Source organism: Moraxella ovis, assembly GCF_900453105.1.
In the GTDB taxonomy this organism is placed as follows: domain Bacteria; phylum Pseudomonadota; class Gammaproteobacteria; order Pseudomonadales; family Moraxellaceae; genus Moraxella; species Moraxella ovis.
In genome coordinates, this window is the sequence record NZ_UGPW01000001.1 from 864,426 (window position 1) to 884,938 (window position 20,513).

The 20,513-nt window shown below is 46.8% G+C and carries 11 protein-coding genes; 3 read left to right on the forward strand and 8 right to left on the reverse strand.

The window, feature by feature from the left end; genetic code table 11:
- Positions 1-354: 354 nt before the first annotated feature.
- From DYD54_RS04320 to dnaE, 8 genes are all read right to left on the reverse strand, one after another.
- Positions 355-900 (reverse strand): acyl-CoA thioesterase, encoded by a 546-nt coding sequence (locus DYD54_RS04320; protein WP_063513891.1) that lies wholly within the window; start codon positions 898-900, stop codon positions 355-357.
- A gap of 57 nt (positions 901-957) precedes the next feature.
- Entirely contained in the window at positions 958-1,959 is a 1,002-nt protein-coding gene (gene rluB, locus DYD54_RS04325) for a 23S rRNA pseudouridine(2605) synthase RluB (RefSeq protein WP_063513892.1), read from the reverse strand.
- Positions 1,960-2,081: 122 nt separating this feature from the next.
- Entirely contained in the window at positions 2,082-2,690 is a 609-nt protein-coding gene (gene scpB / locus DYD54_RS04330; protein WP_046696760.1) for an SMC-Scp complex subunit ScpB, read from the reverse strand.
- Between the two features lie 3 nt (positions 2,691-2,693).
- Positions 2,694-3,581 (reverse strand): segregation and condensation protein A, encoded by an 888-nt coding sequence (locus DYD54_RS04335; RefSeq protein ID WP_063513893.1) that lies wholly within the window; start codon positions 3,579-3,581, stop codon positions 2,694-2,696.
- A gap of 1 nt (position 3,582) precedes the next feature.
- The gene (trpS, locus tag DYD54_RS04340; RefSeq protein WP_063513894.1) at positions 3,583-4,656 is read right to left on the reverse strand and encodes a tryptophan--tRNA ligase; all 1,074 of its coding nucleotides are present in this window, start codon (positions 4,654-4,656) and stop codon (positions 3,583-3,585) included.
- A gap of 90 nt (positions 4,657-4,746) precedes the next feature.
- Positions 4,747-5,547 (reverse strand): serine O-acetyltransferase, encoded by an 801-nt coding sequence (gene cysE, locus DYD54_RS04345; protein WP_115265735.1) that lies wholly within the window; start codon positions 5,545-5,547, stop codon positions 4,747-4,749.
- A 63-nt stretch (positions 5,548-5,610) separates the two neighbouring features.
- Positions 5,611-6,420: an RNA methyltransferase gene (locus DYD54_RS04350; protein ID WP_063513895.1), complete on the reverse strand. Its 810-nt coding sequence runs from the start codon at positions 6,418-6,420 to the stop codon at positions 5,611-5,613.
- Between the two features lie 3 nt (positions 6,421-6,423).
- Positions 6,424-10,251: a DNA polymerase III subunit alpha gene (gene dnaE, locus DYD54_RS04355; protein WP_063513896.1), complete on the reverse strand. Its 3,828-nt coding sequence runs from the start codon at positions 10,249-10,251 to the stop codon at positions 6,424-6,426.
- 224 nt (positions 10,252-10,475) lie between these two features.
- Here dnaE and DYD54_RS04360 point away from each other — a divergent pair, with 224 nt between their 5' ends.
- The 3 genes from DYD54_RS04360 to recD are packed head-to-tail and all read left to right on the forward strand — an operon-like array spanning position 10,476 to position 20,501.
- Positions 10,476-14,600, forward strand: a complete 4,125-nt coding sequence (locus DYD54_RS04360) for an exodeoxyribonuclease V subunit gamma (RefSeq protein ID WP_063513897.1) — start codon at positions 10,476-10,478, stop codon at positions 14,598-14,600.
- Positions 14,593-18,474, forward strand: a complete 3,882-nt coding sequence (locus DYD54_RS04365; protein ID WP_063513898.1) for a UvrD-helicase domain-containing protein — start codon at positions 14,593-14,595, stop codon at positions 18,472-18,474. Before DYD54_RS04360 ends, DYD54_RS04365 begins: the two co-directional genes overlap by 8 nt.
- 8 nt (positions 18,475-18,482) lie before the next feature.
- Positions 18,483-20,501, forward strand: coding sequence for an exodeoxyribonuclease V subunit alpha (recD, locus tag DYD54_RS04370; RefSeq protein WP_063513899.1), 2,019 nt, complete (start codon positions 18,483-18,485; stop codon positions 20,499-20,501).
- Positions 20,502-20,513: the final 12 nt, after the last annotated feature.

The following is a 20,513-nucleotide window of genomic DNA, read 5'->3' on the forward strand; positions in this document are numbered from 1 at the left end:
ATGAAAAATAAAGAATTAACCAACCAAAAAAAGGCGGGTTTAAAAAGTTTAATCTAGCCGAAACGAGACGGCTATTTTAATCATAAAGAGCTGGCAGTATCGACTGATTTTGTCTGGCATTGTTGTTAAAACAATATGACAGCCCTTAATTTTTCTGCGTATTAAAACATATTTTGATACAATTGATAAGAGATATTCATAAAATAAATTATGGTATTTCTATATTTTATAATTAAATAGGGGATTGGTAGGTCATACATTTAACCAATAAATTGTAAGAAAATTTAAAAACTTGGCTTGTTTCCAACCAACATATGACAAAGCCTAAATTTCGTTAATTTAGGCTTGCTAGAGTCATTCGCTTGGATAAGGGCGCAGCTTGTCAGTATTTACCCAAGACTGCACCCATTTGTCAGGCGGCATGTTAATGTCGGATAGATTTAATGCGCTTAATACGGTTTTGGTGTCTATGGTCTTGCCCGTTTTAATGTTGGTGACAGCGGTGCGAAGCAGGGCATGACAAGTACACTTTCCCTTAACCCACATGGTCTGCTCCACATAAAACCAGCGTTCATCAATGGCACAAATGCGAGTTTTCATCGTAACCTTATCAAAAGCACGAATTCGCTTGCGGTACTGAATGGTGCTGCCTGCCACCACCAAACCCCAGCGATTTTTGATGAGCTTAACCCCAAGACCTGAACGAATGGCAAAATCTGTTCGACCTAAATCAAATAGGGTAAATATTCGCCCGTTATTCATCTCAAGAAAGTTATCGATGTCGTTCAGGCGTGCCTTGAAGTGATATTCACTGGTGTCGGTCAGATTCAGTGTGCCGCCTTGTTTGAAGTCGATTGAGCTTTTGACGATGGTTTTGGCAAGACGTAAAAAAGGATACATAAACAATTCCAAGTTCAAAAAGACAAACTAAAAGGCGATGATCTCGACTTTTTTGGATTATGCTTTATAAAAAGTTGCGTTTTTTAAATTTGGGGTGCGCTGACGGCTGTCGCTGCTTGGGCGTTTTTTGTTGCCGGTGCGCTGTCTGCGCTCTTCTTTGCGCTCATGGCGTTCGTGTTTTTGGCGACGAATTTCGCGAGATTTTAGTGGTTTTTTGTGAATGCGTGCTTGTTTTTCTTTGGCGGCGGTATTTAGACCTGTACCTATGCGTGGGCGCAATCCGACTGTCTCGATTAGTTTGCCGATCTCTTTGGCATCAAGTTCAATGAATCGTCCTGTGCGCAGCTCTTTTGGTAAAATTACCGTGCCGTAACGAGTACGAATTAGGCGCGATACTTTAAGTTCTTGAGACTCAAACATACGGCGAACTTCACGCTTACGACCTTCTTTGATCTTAACGTGATACCATTTATTAACGCCTGTGCCGCCACCTTCTTTGATGTCATCGAACTTTGCCATACCGTCTTCTAGCTCGACGCCACGGGTCAAATTCTGAGCAATCTCGGGGGTAACTTCACCAAGCACACGCACGGCATACTCACGAGTTACTTCACTTGATGGGTGCATGAGGCGGTGCGCCAGCTCACCATCGTTGGTGAATAGTAATAGGCCTGATGAGTTGATGTCTAGACGTCCTACCATTACCCATCTGTCACCGGTTAGCTTAGGCAGACGGTCAAAAACAGTAGGGCGACCCTCTGGATCTGAAGCTGATGAAATCTCGCCTTCAGGCTTGTAATAAGCGATGACGCGGCGGCGTTTTTCGCGTTCTGCCTTGATGTGTACTAGGCGACCATCGACACGGATCTCATCCATCGCACTAGCACGATCGCCAAGCGTGGCTATGCTACCGTTGATAGAAACACGTCCTGATTTGATGATCTCTTCGAGTCCGCGGCGAGAGCCTAGACCCATGCGGGCGAGTAGTTTTTGAAGTTTTTCGCCTTCTGGGCGTGCGTTATCGGTGGGGGTTTCGATGATGTCTGGCGTGTCGGTCATGATGGTGTCCTGTGGTTGGAAAATAACATTTCACAATGTTAAAAGATCAATGATAAGACTTTTGGGTTAAATTAGCAAGTAAAATCTGTATTGATGTGTAAGTACATCAATTAACAGGTGATTTAGCCATTTACTTTTAGACTCTGTAAGTCAGGCAATGGCGGCAATTCATCTAGGCTTGCCAATCCAAATGCATCCAAGAATGCTGGTGTGGTATGTAGCAGTGCTGGGCGACCGAGTGTGTCTTTATATCCTTTCTCCATGATCCAGCCCTTATCGAACAGCTGTCTTAGGATGTTACTTGATATGGTAACGCCACGCACCTGCTCGATGTCAGAGCGTGTGACGGGCTGCTTGTAGGCGATGACGCTCAAGGTCTCAAGTAAGGCTTGGCTTAGGCTTTCAAGACGCTCTGGAAAGATCTGCTGAATGAGCCGAGAATAACTGTCCTTGATCTGCAGGCGGTATCCGCTCGCGGTCTTGCCTAGGGTGAGTACGCTACCTGACAGTCGCTCTTTTAGAATGATTAGCGCCATTTGGAGCTCATCACTACTCATAGATAGGTGTTTTTTTAGATCTTGATCGGTTAGGGGTGTTTCGCTTGCGTGTAGTAGCACCTCGATATAGCGACTTAGTGCTTCGGCGGTGGCGTGCGACTCGAGCAGCTCTTTATGGCTGTCTTGATTTGTTGATTCGACATCTAAAGTAAGTGGTGTTAGGGTGTTTTGCATGGGTTAATGTAGCCAGTATAGGGTTTGTTCGCCGATGGCATGACCGGTGTTGTCGATGCTTGGCAGGGTGTTTTTGGCGCGTTTTTCGGTGGTTTGAAGTGCGTAGTTGTCCACACCTTCGTCATCGAAGTCATCGCTGTACTCACTAAGACCGACTAAGCCGCGCTTAATCAGTTCAAGCACCGCCACGAAGCTTACCACCACGCCAAGCTTGCCTTGGGTGGGTTCTAGTAGCTCTTTGAAAGTGGATGAGCCTTTTTCGCTGAGCATTCGGGTGATGTTGGCGATGCGCTCGGGCAGTGGCACGGGATCCACATTGACTGTGTGCATCTGATAATCAGGCTTAATCTGCATGGTGATGAGGCTGTTAACGAGAATCTGCGGAGAGTATTTTGGCAGTTCGGCGCGCATCGCCTCAATGCTGGGCAAGCTGGTAAATGCCAAAAATACATCTCTTTCTAGTCGTATCAACTTATCAAGCCTTTGAGCAGCTTCTTTGATCTGAGCGTATTCTTCAAGTTTTCTGATGAGTCTTGCTTTGGGGTTCATGCCTTCATCATCAATCTCTGGCTGTGGTAATAACAGCTCACTCTTGATGGCGATGAGCGTGCCGGCCATCAACAGATAATCGCCCGCCAATTCAAAATATTCTTCATCCAAGTCTTTGATGTAGCTTAAGTATTGTTCCGTAATGGGTAAAATGGCGGTCTCAGTCAGATCGAAGTTGTTTTTCTTGACCAAATACAACAAAAAATCAAGCGGGCCGGCAAATTGCTCAAGCCAAATCGCAAAAGCCTGCGGGGGAATGTATAAGTCATCGGGCAGGCTCTCAACAGGCGTATCAAAGATGCGAATGGTCTCAACATCTTGTACTTGGGCGGTATCCATCATGTTATTTAAGCTTGGCAAGGGGCTTGATGCCGATGGCGCGGCGTGTCTTATCCAGTTGCTTTTGGGCGACTCGACGAGCTTTGATGGCGCCCATTTGTAGGATTTCTTCAAGCTCTTTTGGGTTATTCATGAGTTCAAAATAACGCTGGCGCATTGGCGCGATTTCGTCATTAATTTTATTGAACAAGATTTCTTTAGCTTCACCCCAGCCGATGCCACGACGGTAGTGGGCGGCCAACTCTTCGATTTCTTCTTTGGTGGCGAAGGCGCGATAAATCTCAAAGATGGTACATTCGTCAGAATTCTTAGGTTCTTCGGGTGCTTGTGAATTGGTGACGATTTGAGAGATCGCTTTTTTTAGGGCTTTTTGTGGATCAACTTGCGGATTGCCATCGCCGAATAATGGAATGGTATTGCCATAAGATTTGCTCATTTTGCGCCCGTCTAGGCCGGTCAGTAGTGGTGTGTCTTCATCGATAACAGCATTGGGCTGGGTAAATAGCGGCTTGTATTTAAAATTAAAAGTGCCTGCGATGTCGCGCGCCATCTCGATGTGCTGAACTTGGTCTTTGCCAACAGGCACGTGGGTGGCATTGAACATCAAGATGTCAGCCGCCATCAGCACAGGGTAACTAAATAGCCCCATCGTGATGCCAAAATCAGGATCGGTGTCTTCCTTGGTGGTGTTAATATCGACAGCCGCCTTATAAGCGTGCGCACGATTCATCAGACCCTTGGCGCATGAGCAATTTAAAATCCAGGCAAGTTCTGGAATCTCGCTAATGTCCGATTGACGGTAAAATGTAACCGCCTGTGGATCAAGACCACAAGCTAACCATGTCGCCGCAATGGCACGTGTGGAGCGATGAATCTCATCAGGGTCGAAGCATTTGATCAAGGCATGAAAATCGGCTAAGAAAAAGAACGCATCACCATCGCCACGTGCGATTGCCTCGTTGGCAGCGATAATCGCAGGGCGAATTGAGCCGACATAGTTGCCCAGATGTGGAATGCCTGTGGTGGTAATGCCTGTTAATACGCGCTTTGGGGTGGTTGGCTGAGTGCTGTCAGTCATGAGATTCCTTGTTATTTCTAATGAATAAAGCGGATAATTATAACAAAATTATGATTTATTTTGTCATCTTAAATGCGTCATCTTGTGCCATTAACTTTGGGTTTTTAGGACGTCTAGGTCATCTTTACAGATTAGTTCGATGGCTTGACTGCAAAACTCAGGGTCTAGCTTGCAGACGGCGTTTTGTAGTTCATCGATGCGTTTGTCTTGATTCTGAATGTGCGCTAGGAGTGCCGCGATGCTTGTGGCCACGGGGTCTTGGGTGTCGGGCTTAAGCCCATAGGCGTTGAACAGTTCATCCGCTGCTTGTGTCTGTTCTTGGCTGACCTTTGGTGCGTCTTTTTTGCTGTTCTTGTCGATCATGCGAGCAGCGGAGCCGACCATGGTGGCATTTTCTGGTACGGGCTTTACGACGACGGCGTTTGAGCCGATTTTGGCGTGATTACCCACGGTGAAGCCGCCTAGGATTTTGGCACCTGCGCCCACGACCACATGGTCGCCAAGCGTGGGGTGGCGTTTGGCGCCTTTTTCCCATGAGACACCGCCCAAGGTGACGCCATGATAGAGCGTCACATTATCGCCAATTTCGGCAGTCTCGCCGATGACCACGCCCATGCCGTGATCGATGAATAGGCGTTTGCCGATTTTGGCGGCAGGGTGGATCTCGATGCCTGTCGTGACGCGGCTGATGTGCGACAAGCTTCGTGCTAGGAATTTGTGGTCGTTCTCCCACAAGGCATGAGCGGCGCGGTGTAGGGTGCGTGCGTGTATGCCGGGGTACGTGATAAATACTTCTGCCTTGGTGCGAGCGGCAGGGTCGCGATCTAATACGGCCTCTAAGTCATCATTGATGGCGTTTTTGAGATTTTTGATTTTTTGAATGAATGACACGAATAATCCTTAAAATAGTTCTAAAGCAATCAAGCTATTATCAAGACAACTTGGCTAATCTGGCTAGTTTTGGCTAATTTTAACATGAATTTTGGCAATTAATGCGCGCAGTAGGGCAAATTCTTTTTGGTCAAGCTGCACCCGACTTGTGAGCCGTGATAGGCGCGTGGGCAGGTGTTTTAAGTCCTGATCGTCTGCCAAGTCAAGCTTAATAAGCAAATCGATGAGACTGCTGTTAAGGTTTTGCTGCTGAGCGTATGTGATGGCAGGCTCATCCCAGTCTTGTCGGATATTTAGGTAGATTTGATGAGTTTGGGAGATGTTGTCTTCTGATTTTGATGTATGACCTGACAGTACATCATAGATGAACGCGCCTATCACCTGTATGGCGGCGGCGACATTAAGAACGGGATATTCAGGATTGGCGGGGATCTGGATGTGATAATCCGCCAGCGAAAGTTCATCGTTCGTTAGACCGCGATCTTCACGCCCGAATAAGATGGCGATCTTTGGGATGGTTTGTTCATCAAGGCTGCTATGCGCCTGATGAATATTCATCATTAGCTCTGCTGCCATCTTTGGGGTGATGACAGGGCGTGGCATGTGGCGAACGCGCGCGGATGCTGCAAATACCAGATGGCAGTCTGACAAGGCTTCATTTAGATCATCGACAATGCGCGCAGAATCAAGCACAGAGGTCGCACCTGCAGCATTGGCAACACTGGTGTCATCAATGGGTAGACGTGGATTCACGACAACCAGATCGGACAGTCCCATCGTGTGCATGGCACGAGCAGCCGAGCCGATGTTGGCGGGTAGGGTGGTGCCAATCATGATGATGCGAATGCTCGCCAGTTGATAGATTAAATTCATAACTTATCTTAATAATACATTCTGTGATGGCAGTATCGCTCTTAGCTCATCAAGCACGTCATCACTGGGATATAGGCGGAATCGATCATTCACCGAGACGCGTGAGATGCTGCATTCATCATACAAAAACAGCGATACCGGCAGACAGCCATCTCTTAATACTGTAGGTGCTGTGGTCGTAAGGATATTACCTTCTTCGTCATAAGCCACTGCATCTTCGATCTCCTCATCGTCATCAGCAGGCGGTGGGATGAGATTGGCAGCAGGCGGGGTGTTTTCTTTTAGAAGCGGTATTAGTCTGCTTAGTGCTTCCATGTCGTGAGCGTATAGTTTGATGTTTACCGCCGATAGGTGCTTTAATCGCGCTTGGGTTAGCGTCATGGCGTTCTGCATTCTGGCAAAAATACGACCATCATTCTCACGCACGCTTAGCGTGGCGATGATGATTGCGCCATTTAGGTTGGAGATGTATTCCCAGTCGGTTTTATCTTCAATTTTGCGCAGGGTTTGGGCGTTGAGATCTTTTGGTTTAAAGTTCTTATCGCTACTAAGATGAGCATATTTATCCAGCAGTCGATCGCTAAGTGCGATGTTGGTCTCTAGGATGGGTTGTAGACGTGAGAATTTGTCGGTAAAGCAGCTAACTTCCACGCGTGCACTGCCATCATCAAGCGTGATGGCGACACGGTTGCCGAAGTTGGCGACATCGATAACCAGACCTGCCACACGGGCAAATTTATTATAACCAGTGTCCGACAGCTCGCTTAGGTGGCTAACATTGGTGTATTTTTTTAGTTCATCACGGTATTTATCCAGCGGATGACCTGTTAGGTATAAGCCTAGCGTGTCTTTTTCGCCCTTTAAGCGGGTCTGATCACCCCAGACGATGTCGGGCAGTTCGGGCGCGACAGACAGACCATCGTCCACTTCGCCAAATAAATCGAAAGTGCCAGCCAGCGCGTTTTGGCGGTTTTGCTCAGCGACTTGCATGGCGGCGGGCAGCTGTGCCCACAGTCCACCGCGGATATGATGACGCAGTTCTTGTTCGGCAAATTCTGGCTTAATCTGTATAGCCAAATCATCAAAACAGCCCGCGCAAATCAGCGCTTCTAGGGCGCGTTTGCCGACTTTTTTGATGTCAACACGATTACAAAAATCATAAAGGTCTTTGAATTTACTTTCTTTTCGCGCTTTGACGATGCTTGCCACCGCGTCCTCACCTACGCCTTTGATGGCGCCAAGTCCATAGATGATGGTTTTTTCGTCTTGTACGATAAAGTGCCAATCACTGTGATTCACGCTCGGTGGGATGACAGACAGATCAAAGTTCTCTTTGCAATCAGAAATCAAGAACACGATGGTGTCAGTGTCATCCATCTCTGATGACAGTACCGCCGCCATGAATTCGGCAGGGTAGTAGTACTTAAGATATGCGGTCTGATAAGCCAGCACGCCATAGGCAGCAGAGTGTGATTTGTTAAAACCATAACCTGCAAATTTCTCTACCAGATCAAAAATCTGACCTGCCAAGTCGCCGGATATGCCTTGTCCGATCGCACCTTCTACGAAGATGCTACGCTGCTTTGCCATCTCTTCGGGTTTCTTTTTACCCATGGCACGTCGTAGCATGTCAGCACCACCTAAGGTGTAGCCTGAGAGTACCTGAGCGATCTGCATGACTTGTTCTTGATAGACGATGACGCCATAGGTTGCTTTTAAGGGTGGCTCTAGCCATTCATGCTGAAAATCAGGATGGGGATAGGCGGGTTCTTGTATGCCGTGTTTACGGTCGATAAAGTCTGTCACCATGCCTGATTCTAGCGGGCCTGGGCGATACAGGGCGCACATCGCGATGACGTCTTCGATGTTGGTGGGCTTGAGCTGCTTTAGGTATTTTTTCATGCCTGAGCTTTCAAGCTGGAACACGGCGGTGGTATTACCTGATTGTAGCACAGACTGATAGACGTCGCTGTCATCCAAGGGGAGCTTTTCAAGGTCAATGGGTTCTTGACCGAGCTTGGCGCGAGTGATGTTGATGTTATCAACCGCGGCTTGGATGACGGTGAGGTTTCGAAGTCCTAGAAAGTCAAATTTCACCAAGCCTACCGCCTCGACGTCGTCCTTATCGAACTGGCTGACAGGGTGTCCTTTGTCATCGCAGTACACCGCGCTAAAATCGCTGATTCGATTGGGTGCGATGAGTACGCCACCTGCGTGTTTACCGACGTTGCGCGTGATACCTTCTAGTTTTTTTGCCATTTCCCAGATTTCTGTGGCGGCTTGATGGTCGGAGTGTGTTGAACCTTCTTTTAGGAGTTCTTCGAGTAGCGGCTCTTCTGAACGTGCCTCATCAAGTGAGATGCCAGGTGTCTTTGGGATGAGTTTTGAGATTTTATCGGCAAGACCATATGATTTGCCCTGAACTCGTGCCACATCTCGCACCACCGCACGCGCCGCCATGGTACCAAAGGTAATGATCTGTGAGACGGCCTGTCGCCCGTAGGTTCGTGCCACATAGTCGATCACACGGTCGCGCCCTTCGATACAAAAGTCGATATCAAAGTCAGGCATCGACACACGCTCAGGATTCAAGAAACGTTCAAATAGTAAATCGTATTTGAGTGGATCAAGGTCGGTAATGTTTAGGCTATAAGCTACCAAAGAGCCAGCGCCCGAGCCACGTCCCGGACCGACAGGCACGCCATTGGCTTTTGCCCAGCGGATAAAGTCCATCACGATCAAGAAATACCCTGGAAAACCCATCTTAAGGATGATGCCAAGCTCATAATCCAATCGGTCTTTATATGATTGATAAATCGTATCCCAGTCGTCTCCGCGCTTATCTTCAGGATACAGCTTGGCAAGTCGTTGGTGCAGACCATCTAGGCTGACCTTTTTAAAGAAGCTCTCAATGGTGTCGCCTTCTGGAATGGGAAAGTCAGGCAGGACGTTAATACCTAGGGTAAGCGTGACGTTACAGCGACTGGCAAGTAGGTTGGTGTTTTCGATGACTTGCGAGATGTCTGAGAATAACTCTTCCATCTCTGCTTGGCTGCGAAAATACTGCGCTTCGGTGTAATTTCTAGGTCGGTTTGTATCTTCTAGAGTGTAGCCTGTTGCGATACACACGCGAGCTTCGTGCGCATCAAAGTCACTACTGGCGTTGTTTTCTTTGGCTTGTCCGACATCTTGTGGTACTGGATTGATAAATCGCACGTCATTATGAGCGATGATTGGAATGCCTGCCTTTGAGCCTTGAATGATCGCTTCGCGGTTATAGGCGTTGTCCGATTCGTGTGTGCGCTTAATGCTAAGGTATAGGCGATCACCAAAAGCATCTTGCCAAGGCTTAACAGGCGTAGCGAACATCTCAGGGTGGTTGCCTTTTAATATGGCGGCAGTCTCTGAGCGATCGGTCAAAATGGCGATGATACCGTCGTTATTGGCAAATAAAGCTTCCTTGGTGATGATGGGCGTGTGCACCGTCACTGAGCCGTCCTGCATGGGTCGGTTGGTATAGGCATCGGACAATAGGCGCAGTAGGTTTTTGTAGCCGTCATTATTCATGGCGTACAGTATCACCGAATGATTATTCTCTTCGGCGAGGCGATCAATGTCTTCACCAATCGTGGCTTCTACGCCGATGATAGGCTTAATGCCAGCTGCCGTGCAAGCCTTATAGAACTTAACCGCAGCGAACATGTTGTTCACATCTGCCAGACCCAGTGCGGTCTGACCATCTTGGCTGGCTTTTTTGACCAGTTCTTTGATGCGTACAATGGAATCAACGATGGCGAACTCACTGTGCACGCCCAAATGTACAAATGCCATTAATGTCTCTTTTTATTGGATGTCTTTATGAATAACTTGCTTAAAATGCTGTAAAAATGAGAGGGAATTATGGGGTGAATTATAGCATTGATTGGGTGGATTTTTAAGTGTTAATTTTAGATTAGGATGAGTGGATGGGCGGCGGATTTTTATTAAAAATAACCAGGTGGATAATTAAAGCGATTCAAGGTACAATTTAATTTTTAGCTCAGCTTGGATTTGCCATGTTTCAGATTATCCAATCTAATGACACTGATGTCTTGGTTGATGAATTGATTGATTTTTACAAGAATCCGCATCAAAATCAGGCGGATTTTAGTGCGATGATCTTTACGCCGTTTGTGGTGATTGTGCCATCGATGGTGCTTGGGCATTGGCTTGAAAAACAAGTCGCTCTAAAGGCGGGTATCAGCACCATGATGACAGCTCAATTTTGGGGTCAGTATCAATGGCAGATGATTAAGCAGACGCTAGAGCTTGATGGTGCGATGCATCCTAATGATGCCTTGGCGGTGCCTGAGGTGGCGATGCTGTCTGCCTCGGTCATGCGCTGGCGACTGTTTGGGTTTTTAAGTGCTAAAGCAAAACCTCAAGAATTATTAGAAATTCTAAATAATGATCAGCATGAATTGCATTTTCTTTTTAGGCCATTGGCGGAGCAGAGCCAAGACCAATATGAGATACCAGACCATCGCCTGTGGCAGGCGTGTGATGAGTTATCTCGGCTGTATGTGCGTTATCTGACACATCGCCCAGAGTGGCTGGATGCATGGGGGGATAATGAAAGCCTTGAGAATGTGGTCGAAGAAATGATCGCCAGCAAAGATCGATTTGGCGATGAATATGGTCAAAAAGAAGCCACACCTGATTGGCTGGTGGCGCATTATAAAAATCTAGAAAAGCTACTGCGCCATCTATGGTATGGGTTATTTAGACATGTCTATCAGATGCGCCAAAAGCTTGAGCATAGATTCTGGGATGTATTAGAAGGCAGGCGCAGCGGCGAATTGCGCCAAGCGGTGCTAAATAAGTTACCTAAAGATTTGTATTTATTTACCGTGCAGCAGCTGCCACAGGTGGAGCTGTTATTCCTAAAAAGACTGTCGCTGGCAATGAACATTCGCCTGCTGCATTTTAACCCATCCAAGATGTTCTGGGCGGACATTGTTGATAAAAATTGGCTATTAACTCAGAACATCATCAATCCAAATGCCGTGTATAAAAAAGACTACGGGCATGGGTTATTATCTCGACTTGGTAAGGAATCGCGTGAGACTTTTGCCATGCTTGCTGATATGTCTGGCGGTGAATTTTATTATGAAGACAATGGCAATCAGCAGTTAAATCATGTAGATCATCTAAATAATCAAAGTGTACTACATCAGATTTATTGGCAGGATAAGTTTCAATCAAAAACCAGTCGCGAGAATGACAGTATCCTAAATCAATTAAAGCAAGACATCCTCATGCTTGGGGAGGATGAAGATGTCAAAGGCATGGCGATGGGGGAGGTGCTACAGATACTAAGCGACAAAAAACGCCCAAAATCAGTAGCGACTTTATCAGAGCTTAGCAAGACTGACAAAGAACTACTGCCAAGCTTAAGCGTTCATGCTTGCCATGGACTAAAAAGACAGCTTGAGATTGCTCGTACGATGATCGCCAAATATCTAAACGATCACCAAAAAAAACCATCTGATGTGGTGATATTACTGCCTGATGTAGAAGAAGCCCAGAACACCATTCGGGCGGTGTTCCCTGATGGTGTGGGTGTTGATGGGCTGTATTTGCCCATCAAAATCACAGGCACGACCGCGCGTGAGATCGATGAGCTGCTGCAGGCTATGCTTGGTTTTTATCGCTTGTGCGGTGTAAAACATGCGCGGTTTTATGCCGATGAATTTTATGAATGGCTCATGAATCCTGCAGTGTATGAGAACTTTGGGTTAAGCTTTGATGAAGCGTATCGTGCAAGGTCGCTGCTTGAGGAAGCTGGCTTTCGCCGTGGTTTTGATGCATCTCACATCGGTCAGACATTGCATGACAGTGACACTGATTATCGATACACGTTTAGCTATGCCTTGGATCGCATTGTCATGGGATTTGTTGCACCAAATGAGCAGTTGCCAAGTGAGCTACTATATCCATTTGACTGGACGGATGGCGCGAGTGAAGCGACGTTGGCTCTGGGCGGGATTGTGCTTAATGATAAAAACATCGTCCAAGCGCTGTGCCGAATGCATGAGGCTTTGGCGTATTTTGGCGGGCAATATCAGCAGCGTGACAAAGTGCAGCATTGGCTAAATAGGATTGAGCATGAGCTGATTGATGATTATTTTTATGCCATTAAGCAAACCATGAAGATGCGTGCGATCTTTGAGGCGAAGAATGCCATGCTGGCAAGCCTAAGAGCGAACGCTCAGCACGGCAGTGATGATGATATTCATCTGACCTTAGAATTTGTATTAGAGAGTCTGTCAGAGGCAGTGGGGCTACAAGCTGTCGCTGCTGAGCCTGCAGATGTAATCACAGTGGCACGTTTTGGTTCGCTAAGAAGTGTACCGTTTGGGCTGACTGTCATGCTGGGCATGAATCTATCAGCATTCCCACGTCAAGACAGAAGCATGAGGCTGGATCTGATGCGCGCAGGGCTAAAGCGGCGCGGCGATCGCTCGAACGAAGACGATGATAATGGCGCGTTCTTGGATGCACTGCTATGTACCAAAGACACGTGTTTGATTTTTTACGATGGTATGAGTGCTGATGGTAGCACGGCACTGCTGCCGGCATCGCCTGTGACAGAGTTGCTTGAATTTTTAAAGTCGGGCATGGATTGGCAGCTGCCTGATTCAGCTGATGATTTGACCAGACGAGTTGGTGAGAGACTACCTGGCTTAATTGAGCATTATCTGCTGACTGGGCATGAGGCGATGAGCTTTGAGCGGTCGTTGTTTTATTGTGATGATGGCGTGATTAACGATGATGATCCTGTGTCTGCCTTAACGAGGGTCATTGATGACAAAAAGCGTGAACTGCAGTCATTCCTGCCGCCTGCACCACTTTGGCAAAATGTGCGTCAGGTGCTTGACGATAGATTACGCGATACAGAAGATAAGTCGTTTGTAACACTGCCGACTGATGATGAGCTGGCAAGGATTCAAGCGGTGTTTACCAAGGTGATGACTGGGTCGTCAGATGCTGATCAGTTGGTGGATGATCTGCTGTCAGCTTACCACATTGAGCTACCAAGCTACCTTACTGTACAGACGATCAACAGCGCCATCAAATCACCTGCCAAATCTTATCTGCAAGGTAGACTTATGGTATTAACTGCCTTGGAGGAGATGGATCGAGATGAGCCATTATCGATGGGTGGTCTGGAGGGTTGGCGACTGAGTGATGCCATCGTTCAGACCTTGGCGACAGGGGTGTTCGATGGCAAGAACATCAATGAGATGGATGTAAAAGCGCTGTTTGATGTGGCGATGCCATCTGACTTGACACTTCAAAGACAGCAAAAGCTTACCCAGTTCAAGGCGCTTCGTCACGAGCCGCTACTGCCTGCAGGCGCAACCAAATACGCACGCCTAAAACAAGACATTGAGCTGGTAAGTGGTGTGGTTGATGAATTTTGGACTCAGCTGAATAATGCGAATGGTAGTCTAGTGGGGCAGTTGGAGGTGGATGGCGGTAGTAGTCTGAACTTTTCGGCGCTCATCACATCCACCCAAGAGCAGGCGATCCCGCTACATATCGGCACGAAGCCGCTGAAGATCTTGGCTCAATTACCAGATTTTTCAAGCGATCATTGGCTTAATGTCTTGGTAAGTAGTACTTCATCAGATAAGCTGCTTGGGTTCTGGGTGCAGCATTTGTTATGGCAGATTCATCGCCAAACAACCGCTCAAGACGAACGTACCGATCGCGGTATGAGTATTTGGCATTATAAAAAAGGACGAAAGCTGATTAAGCCATTTTCTGAGGTTGCTACCATCGTGATGCGCCCGATTTGTGCCGATAAGGCGATGCGGTATTTAAAAAATCTGATACTATTCGCCGTATTGACTCGCGTGACGCCATTGGTGCTAACGGCAGATAACGCCTTAAAGATTCTATCTTTGGATGATACGCCGGTGGAGGATTTAAGTCTTGATGATTGCATTGGCAAGGATACAGATTATTCTAGTAAAGATCTGCATTGGGAGGCGCTGCTTCAAGGGCAGAACGTAGATCAAGCAATGAGACAGGCAGCGATATTGGCTAAGCCTTTATATGGTGATGTTTTGGCATACATGACAACTTTAGAGAATCTAAATCGCCCACCAGTACAAGGAGATGCTCATGAGTGATATTCGTAGCACGCCTGCCACGGCCTGCACGCTATCAGGCGCTTATCTGATTGAGGCATCTGCAGGTACGGGCAAGACTTGGACGCTTTCGGGCATTATTTTACGCTTACTGGTTGAGAAAAAGTATGCACCAGAGCGGATCATTGCCACCACATTTACCCGCGCTGCTGCCGCTGAGATGCAGGAGCGAATTCAGGCGCGCTTGACGACTTTTTATCGCTATTTGACTTGGATGAAGTCCAGGCAGGCTACTCATGAGTCATGGTTTGACCGTAAGATACCCACTTCAGATCGTCTTAATGAGATCGTCACAACTGCCAAGCAGGCAGGCATTGATGAGGCGGATGATATTGTCAATCAGCATTTGATTGAGTTTTTGATTAACCATGAGGATGATTTTGCTTTTGATGAGGCGTTTCGTCGGGTGGGGCTATTGTTATCAATGCTCGATAAGCTCTTTGTGGGTACGCTTGATAGTCTGGCACAAAAATGGCTCAAAGAGTTCGCCGCTGAAATTGGTCATCAGACAAAAGCAGAAATCCAATACGACAGCGATGGCATCACGACCGCCATCATTCATGACAGCCTGCGTAAGAAGCACGCACAAATCATCACTCAAAACCCCAAGCTATACGCATTCATTGCGCCCAGTAATGTATTTAGTGACATTCATGGCGCCAAAGCCACCATCAATCTTGCCACACAGTTTTTTGATGCGCCGATTGACTCGATGCCCGATATTGATGATGCTTATGTGGAGAGTCTTGAGGCTGAACTGGATGAAATTTTAAGTTATGATTTGGACGAGATTCATCAATTCTTGAATGATGACTATCGAAAAAAAGTAGGGATTAATGGTCGTGCCAACCTGCCCAAATCTTTGGATAAGTTGACCGAAATCCAAGTACTGATTCGTGAGCATGGCATTGGATTTGTCAATCATTTGGAACCATTGAAAAATTGGATTAAAAATATCGAGAAAATCAAAGACATAACAAATCTGACGAACAAAAATTACGATCACGATGCGGTGATGATGCTGTATGATTTTATCCAGCAAAAACTGATCAACATTCCGACAATCATTGAGAAAATTCGTGATATTACTGTTCAATATCGAGCTTATCTATATCGTCAAATCGCTGAGGATGTCCGACGGCTGAGCCCGTCATGGCTTGAGGGCATGGGTAAGACGACATTCACCTTGCAGATGAAGCGTTTGAATGATGCGCTGGCAAGCAGTAAGGACTTGGTGCGTCGCATTCGTCATCACTATCCTGTGGCACTCATCGACGAGTCACAGGACGTGAATGGCGCTCAGGTAGCCCTGATTAAGCGGGTATATATCGACCCCTTGCAAGACGAATTACAAAATAACAAAACACCCAAGGGATTTTTGTTACTGGTGGGCGACCCTAAGCAGGCGATTTACCGTTTCCGTGGCGGTGATGTGAGTAACTATAACTACATAAAATACTTGGGAAATGCTCAACATCAACAAGAGAAGCAGCGCCAGATTATTAATAAAGACTTAACACTCACCGTAAATAGGCGCTCTAACAAAGCCCTGATTGATGCGTTAAATCAATGGTTCGTGAATGAGTCGTTTGATGGCTTGAACCCTGCCGAACTTGGTGAAGGCATCTATTATCAGCACATCGAAGCGCACAATCAAACCCAAAGACTGTCTTGGCAAAATAAATCAATGCAGGCAAGCTACCTAGATGAACAGCCATTAACAGTATTGCACACGTCTTATTTAAATGTCGATGATGCTTGGCAAAAACATCAGGCGATTGCCCATCATATTAACAGCCTTCTACAAAATCCGCATTGCACGATGGATGATAATGGCAGGTCAAGACCCATCGTCCCCAGTGATATTGCTGTCTTGACTAAGACCAAGGCTGAATTCTCAGCGGTTAAAGGATATTTAGATAAACTAAACATTCCTGCCATTGCTATCAAAGATGAGAATGTCTTTGCCATGCCTGCCGCTAATGATTTATATGCCTTGTTGGCTGTGTGTCTGGATGCGGGTAATCTTGAGAAAGTAGGTCGGCTGCTAAGCGGGTATTTGTTTGGATTGTCTCTTGATGACATTACGACTTTATTTGCTGATGAGTCGGATCAAATGAGCCAAGATGGTGCAGAGCAGAAGATTCGATTGTTCGGTTATCTTGCCAAAATGCACGAACAATGGCAAAAGTACGGCATCGCCAGCGCGATTTGGTATGCACTATCGATGAACCCGCTAAATGACAAACGCAATCTATCCGATGGCTTATGGCTAAATGCTGCCAAAGCCGGTGAGCGATATTTGGCAGACTTGTGGCAAGTGGTTGAATTGGTAGGTGAGCAGTCGCATCTGCACGAGACCGCGCTGTTAGAATGGTTCGAGATTCAAATGCAAGAGGGTGCAAGCGAGTACAACAAAAGAAGGGTGCTGCCCAGCGAAGCAGGCGTGAATCTGATGACCATCCATGCATCAAAAGGGCTTGAATTTCCCATCGTATATGTGCTCGGACTTGAAAAGTCGGTGAAGGGCAATAATGCGTTATTTTACCCTTATAGCGATGATAAATATCAAAGACGCATCTCGCCCGTTCGGAATAGAGGTTATGTGGATTATGGGGTGCTTGATCTTACGGAGGGTGTCGATGAGGCTAAGCGCCTAGGCTATGTCGCCCTAACACGTGCATCTGAGCAGGTGTATGTGGTGGCTTCGGACAGCTACTATGCAGATAATAGCACATCCCCCATGTTCATATGGTGTCAAGTCAGTGAGCAAAAAGCGCTGACGTTACCGGAGCGAATGCAAGGCAAGATGGGCTGGATTGAGCTTTTGGATTGCGAAGACTTAATAAAATCGCGCTATGATATCAATGATAAACCTCAATCTCGCATCAATTACGTGGATTGGCACGTCGCCATTCCCAAGCAGTCTTTTCAAGGCATACATCAGGCGAGCTTTACCAGGCTGATTAATCAGCTGGAATCATCGCAGGAGATGATGGATGATGATAAGCAAGATGTTCATGACGAAATGATGATTGATGGCTCATCTGATGAGGTGGTTGAGCGTATTCAAAACACCTTTGTCCGCGGTGCAACAGCGGGTGAATTCTTGCATTTGGTATTACAAGAAGTGGATACATCCATGCCCATCACTGACAGGTCAGGTCAGCTACTCGCCATCAGTCAGGAGATTGATCGTCAGGCGCGCAAGTTGGGCTTAACTGAATATCTAAGCCATAAGCACCAATCTATGCCTTTAGAATCGGATAAAAACACGCCACATAGTCAGCTGGTGCTTTGGCTGTATGAGGTGATTCATGCCAAATTTGGCGCATCGGGCACCAATCTAAAATCACTGCATGATGGCAATAGTGTGCGCGAGATGAAGTTTGTGCTTGGGTTAAAGCATGGCTTTGGCGTGGCTGACATCAATGCAGTCTTTGAAGAATACAGCGACCACGCATTGGAATTAACCCCTGACCATAACGATCGCGTGTATCATTATCTTAAGGGTGAGATTGATTTATTGTATGAGCATGAGGGCAGGTTCTTTGTGCTGGATTATAAGTCGAATTTTTTGGGTGATGATTGGTGTGATTATGATAGACAGTCGCTCATATCAGCGATGGATAAGGCGGGTTATTGGCTGCAAGCAGCGTTCTATCAGGTGGCACTTCATCGCCTATTAAAGATGAGAATTGCTGACTATGTGGGCAATGAATCGAGCTATCTAGGAGCGACAGAATATCTGTTTTTACGCGGTATCTCATCTGACGATGAGCGCGGGGAGTGCGGGCGCATGATATGGCAGATACCGCTAAATCTAGTCTTGGCATTAGATGAATTATTTGAATAGGATACACCATGAACGATACCGCGATCAGTCATTATATCACCAGTCGTATCAGAGCGAATGCTGATTGGTATGAAGGCAAAGGAATGGTTTTGCCATATCAGTACGATTCATTGGCATCTGATGTATTCCTTGTGATGAATTTTAGCAGCATGCTTGCCTTGGATGAGGGGCATACTGTAATGATGGTTGCAAATGATGGTACGCCATCAGACATCAAAGGGCTGCCTCATTGGCAGGCGACACTGTTGTCTCCTGCGATGATGTTCTTGGCAGGGCAATTTAAAGATGGGCAAAGCCCACTTGAGTTTGAGCGTTATTTTGATGAGATGGGTGAACTGCGCAGACAGTCACCTCATGAACTGCCTAATTATCTTAATCGACAATATCACGAGTTCAAGCAGGCACTGCTAAAGTCGCCACGCCTTAGTGCTTCACCAGCTGAGCTAAGCTTATTATTCATGGCGGTTCTTAGGGTATTTGATGGTGTGCGTCATGAGCTGGATGATGATTTTGAGCGGTTTGTGACGTTATTGGCTGATAGTATATATTTTGCTGATTTTGAACATAAGGCGACCATTGGCACGCCATTGATGATAAAATGTGGTAATTCTGGCGAGTTATATATCTGGTCAAATAGAGCATGGCGAGCTGAGCGCATGACGATGCATCACATTGAGCGTATCTTGGGGGCGAAAGTCGAGCTATTCGATGTGAGTGATTTGCCAAAAGGTATGAAAGCTGCACAAGAGCAGGCCGTTAAGCTGGTGAGTTGCTCGCCATTTGCCATCATCACAGGCGGACCAGGCACGGGTAAGACATATACGGTGGCTCAGATTGTACTGGCACTGCTTCGCCAAAACCCACAAATTAACCTAGCGTTGGCAGCCCCTACAGGTAAGGCAGCTCAGCGTATGGGCGAGTCTTTACAAAAATCACTAGATGGCGCTCAAATCGATCTGCCAGAGCCAAAAACCATCCATCGACTGCTTGGTATCGGTCGTCATGGCAGTCCGCGCTACCATGAATATAATCCACTGTCCCAAGACATCATTATTATTGATGAGGCATCCATGTTGGGTGCGGAGCTGTCCTGTTCGCTGCTGGCAGCAGTCAAGACGGGCGCTAGATTGATACTGCTTGGGGATGCGCATCAGTTGTCAGCGGTGGAAGCAGGGGCGGTGCTTGCTGATCTTTGCCGTGTGGATAAGCTACAACAATGTCGTGTGCATTTATCGGAGTCAACTCGCTTTACGTCCACATCGAGTGTGGGTAAATTGGCTACGTTCATCAATGACTATAATGCAGAGGGCAGCGCCTTGCCACAGATTGAGGCGTTAATAGATAGCGAGGCGAATTTATCATGGGTGAATTTACAGCATAATAAGGACTTTCTAGAAAAGTTAATCGAACCTTATTCCGCATATTTTGAGCAAAGTAAAAATCTACTAAGACAAATCAATCAATACAGCGATGACCAAAAAAACAATCAAATCAAAGCGCTAATCGATGAGCTGAATCGCTATCGCATTCTCACGGCATCGCATGTCGGGGTGGCGGGCGATGTGATGATTAATGAATATATCGCCAAGAAACATCGTGATGAACTGCGCGCCTCCACATGGACGCTGCCATGGTATCATGGGCGAGTGGTGATGGTGCAGACCAACCGATATGATTTGGGGTTGTTCAATGGCGACATTGGTGTATGCATCCAAGAAGGTGGCGAGTTGTTCGTGTATTTTGATGGTGCGACACTCAAAAAAGTCTCCGTAAGTGTTCTAGGTGGCGAGACGGTGACAACAGCCTACGCCATGACTGTGCATAAATCGCAAGGTTCGGAGTTTAATACAGTGGCGGTGGTTTTTGATGATTCTAACAGCCGACCGTTGTCAAAAGAGCTGATCTATACTGCTGTCACGCGAGCCAAAGACAGTGTGCAGATTTATGCCACACCTACTGCGCTAGACATCGCCATCAAAACGCCAACCGTCCGTACTACAGGACTTGGGTTGTTGCATGAATTGTGATTGGCGCTAACC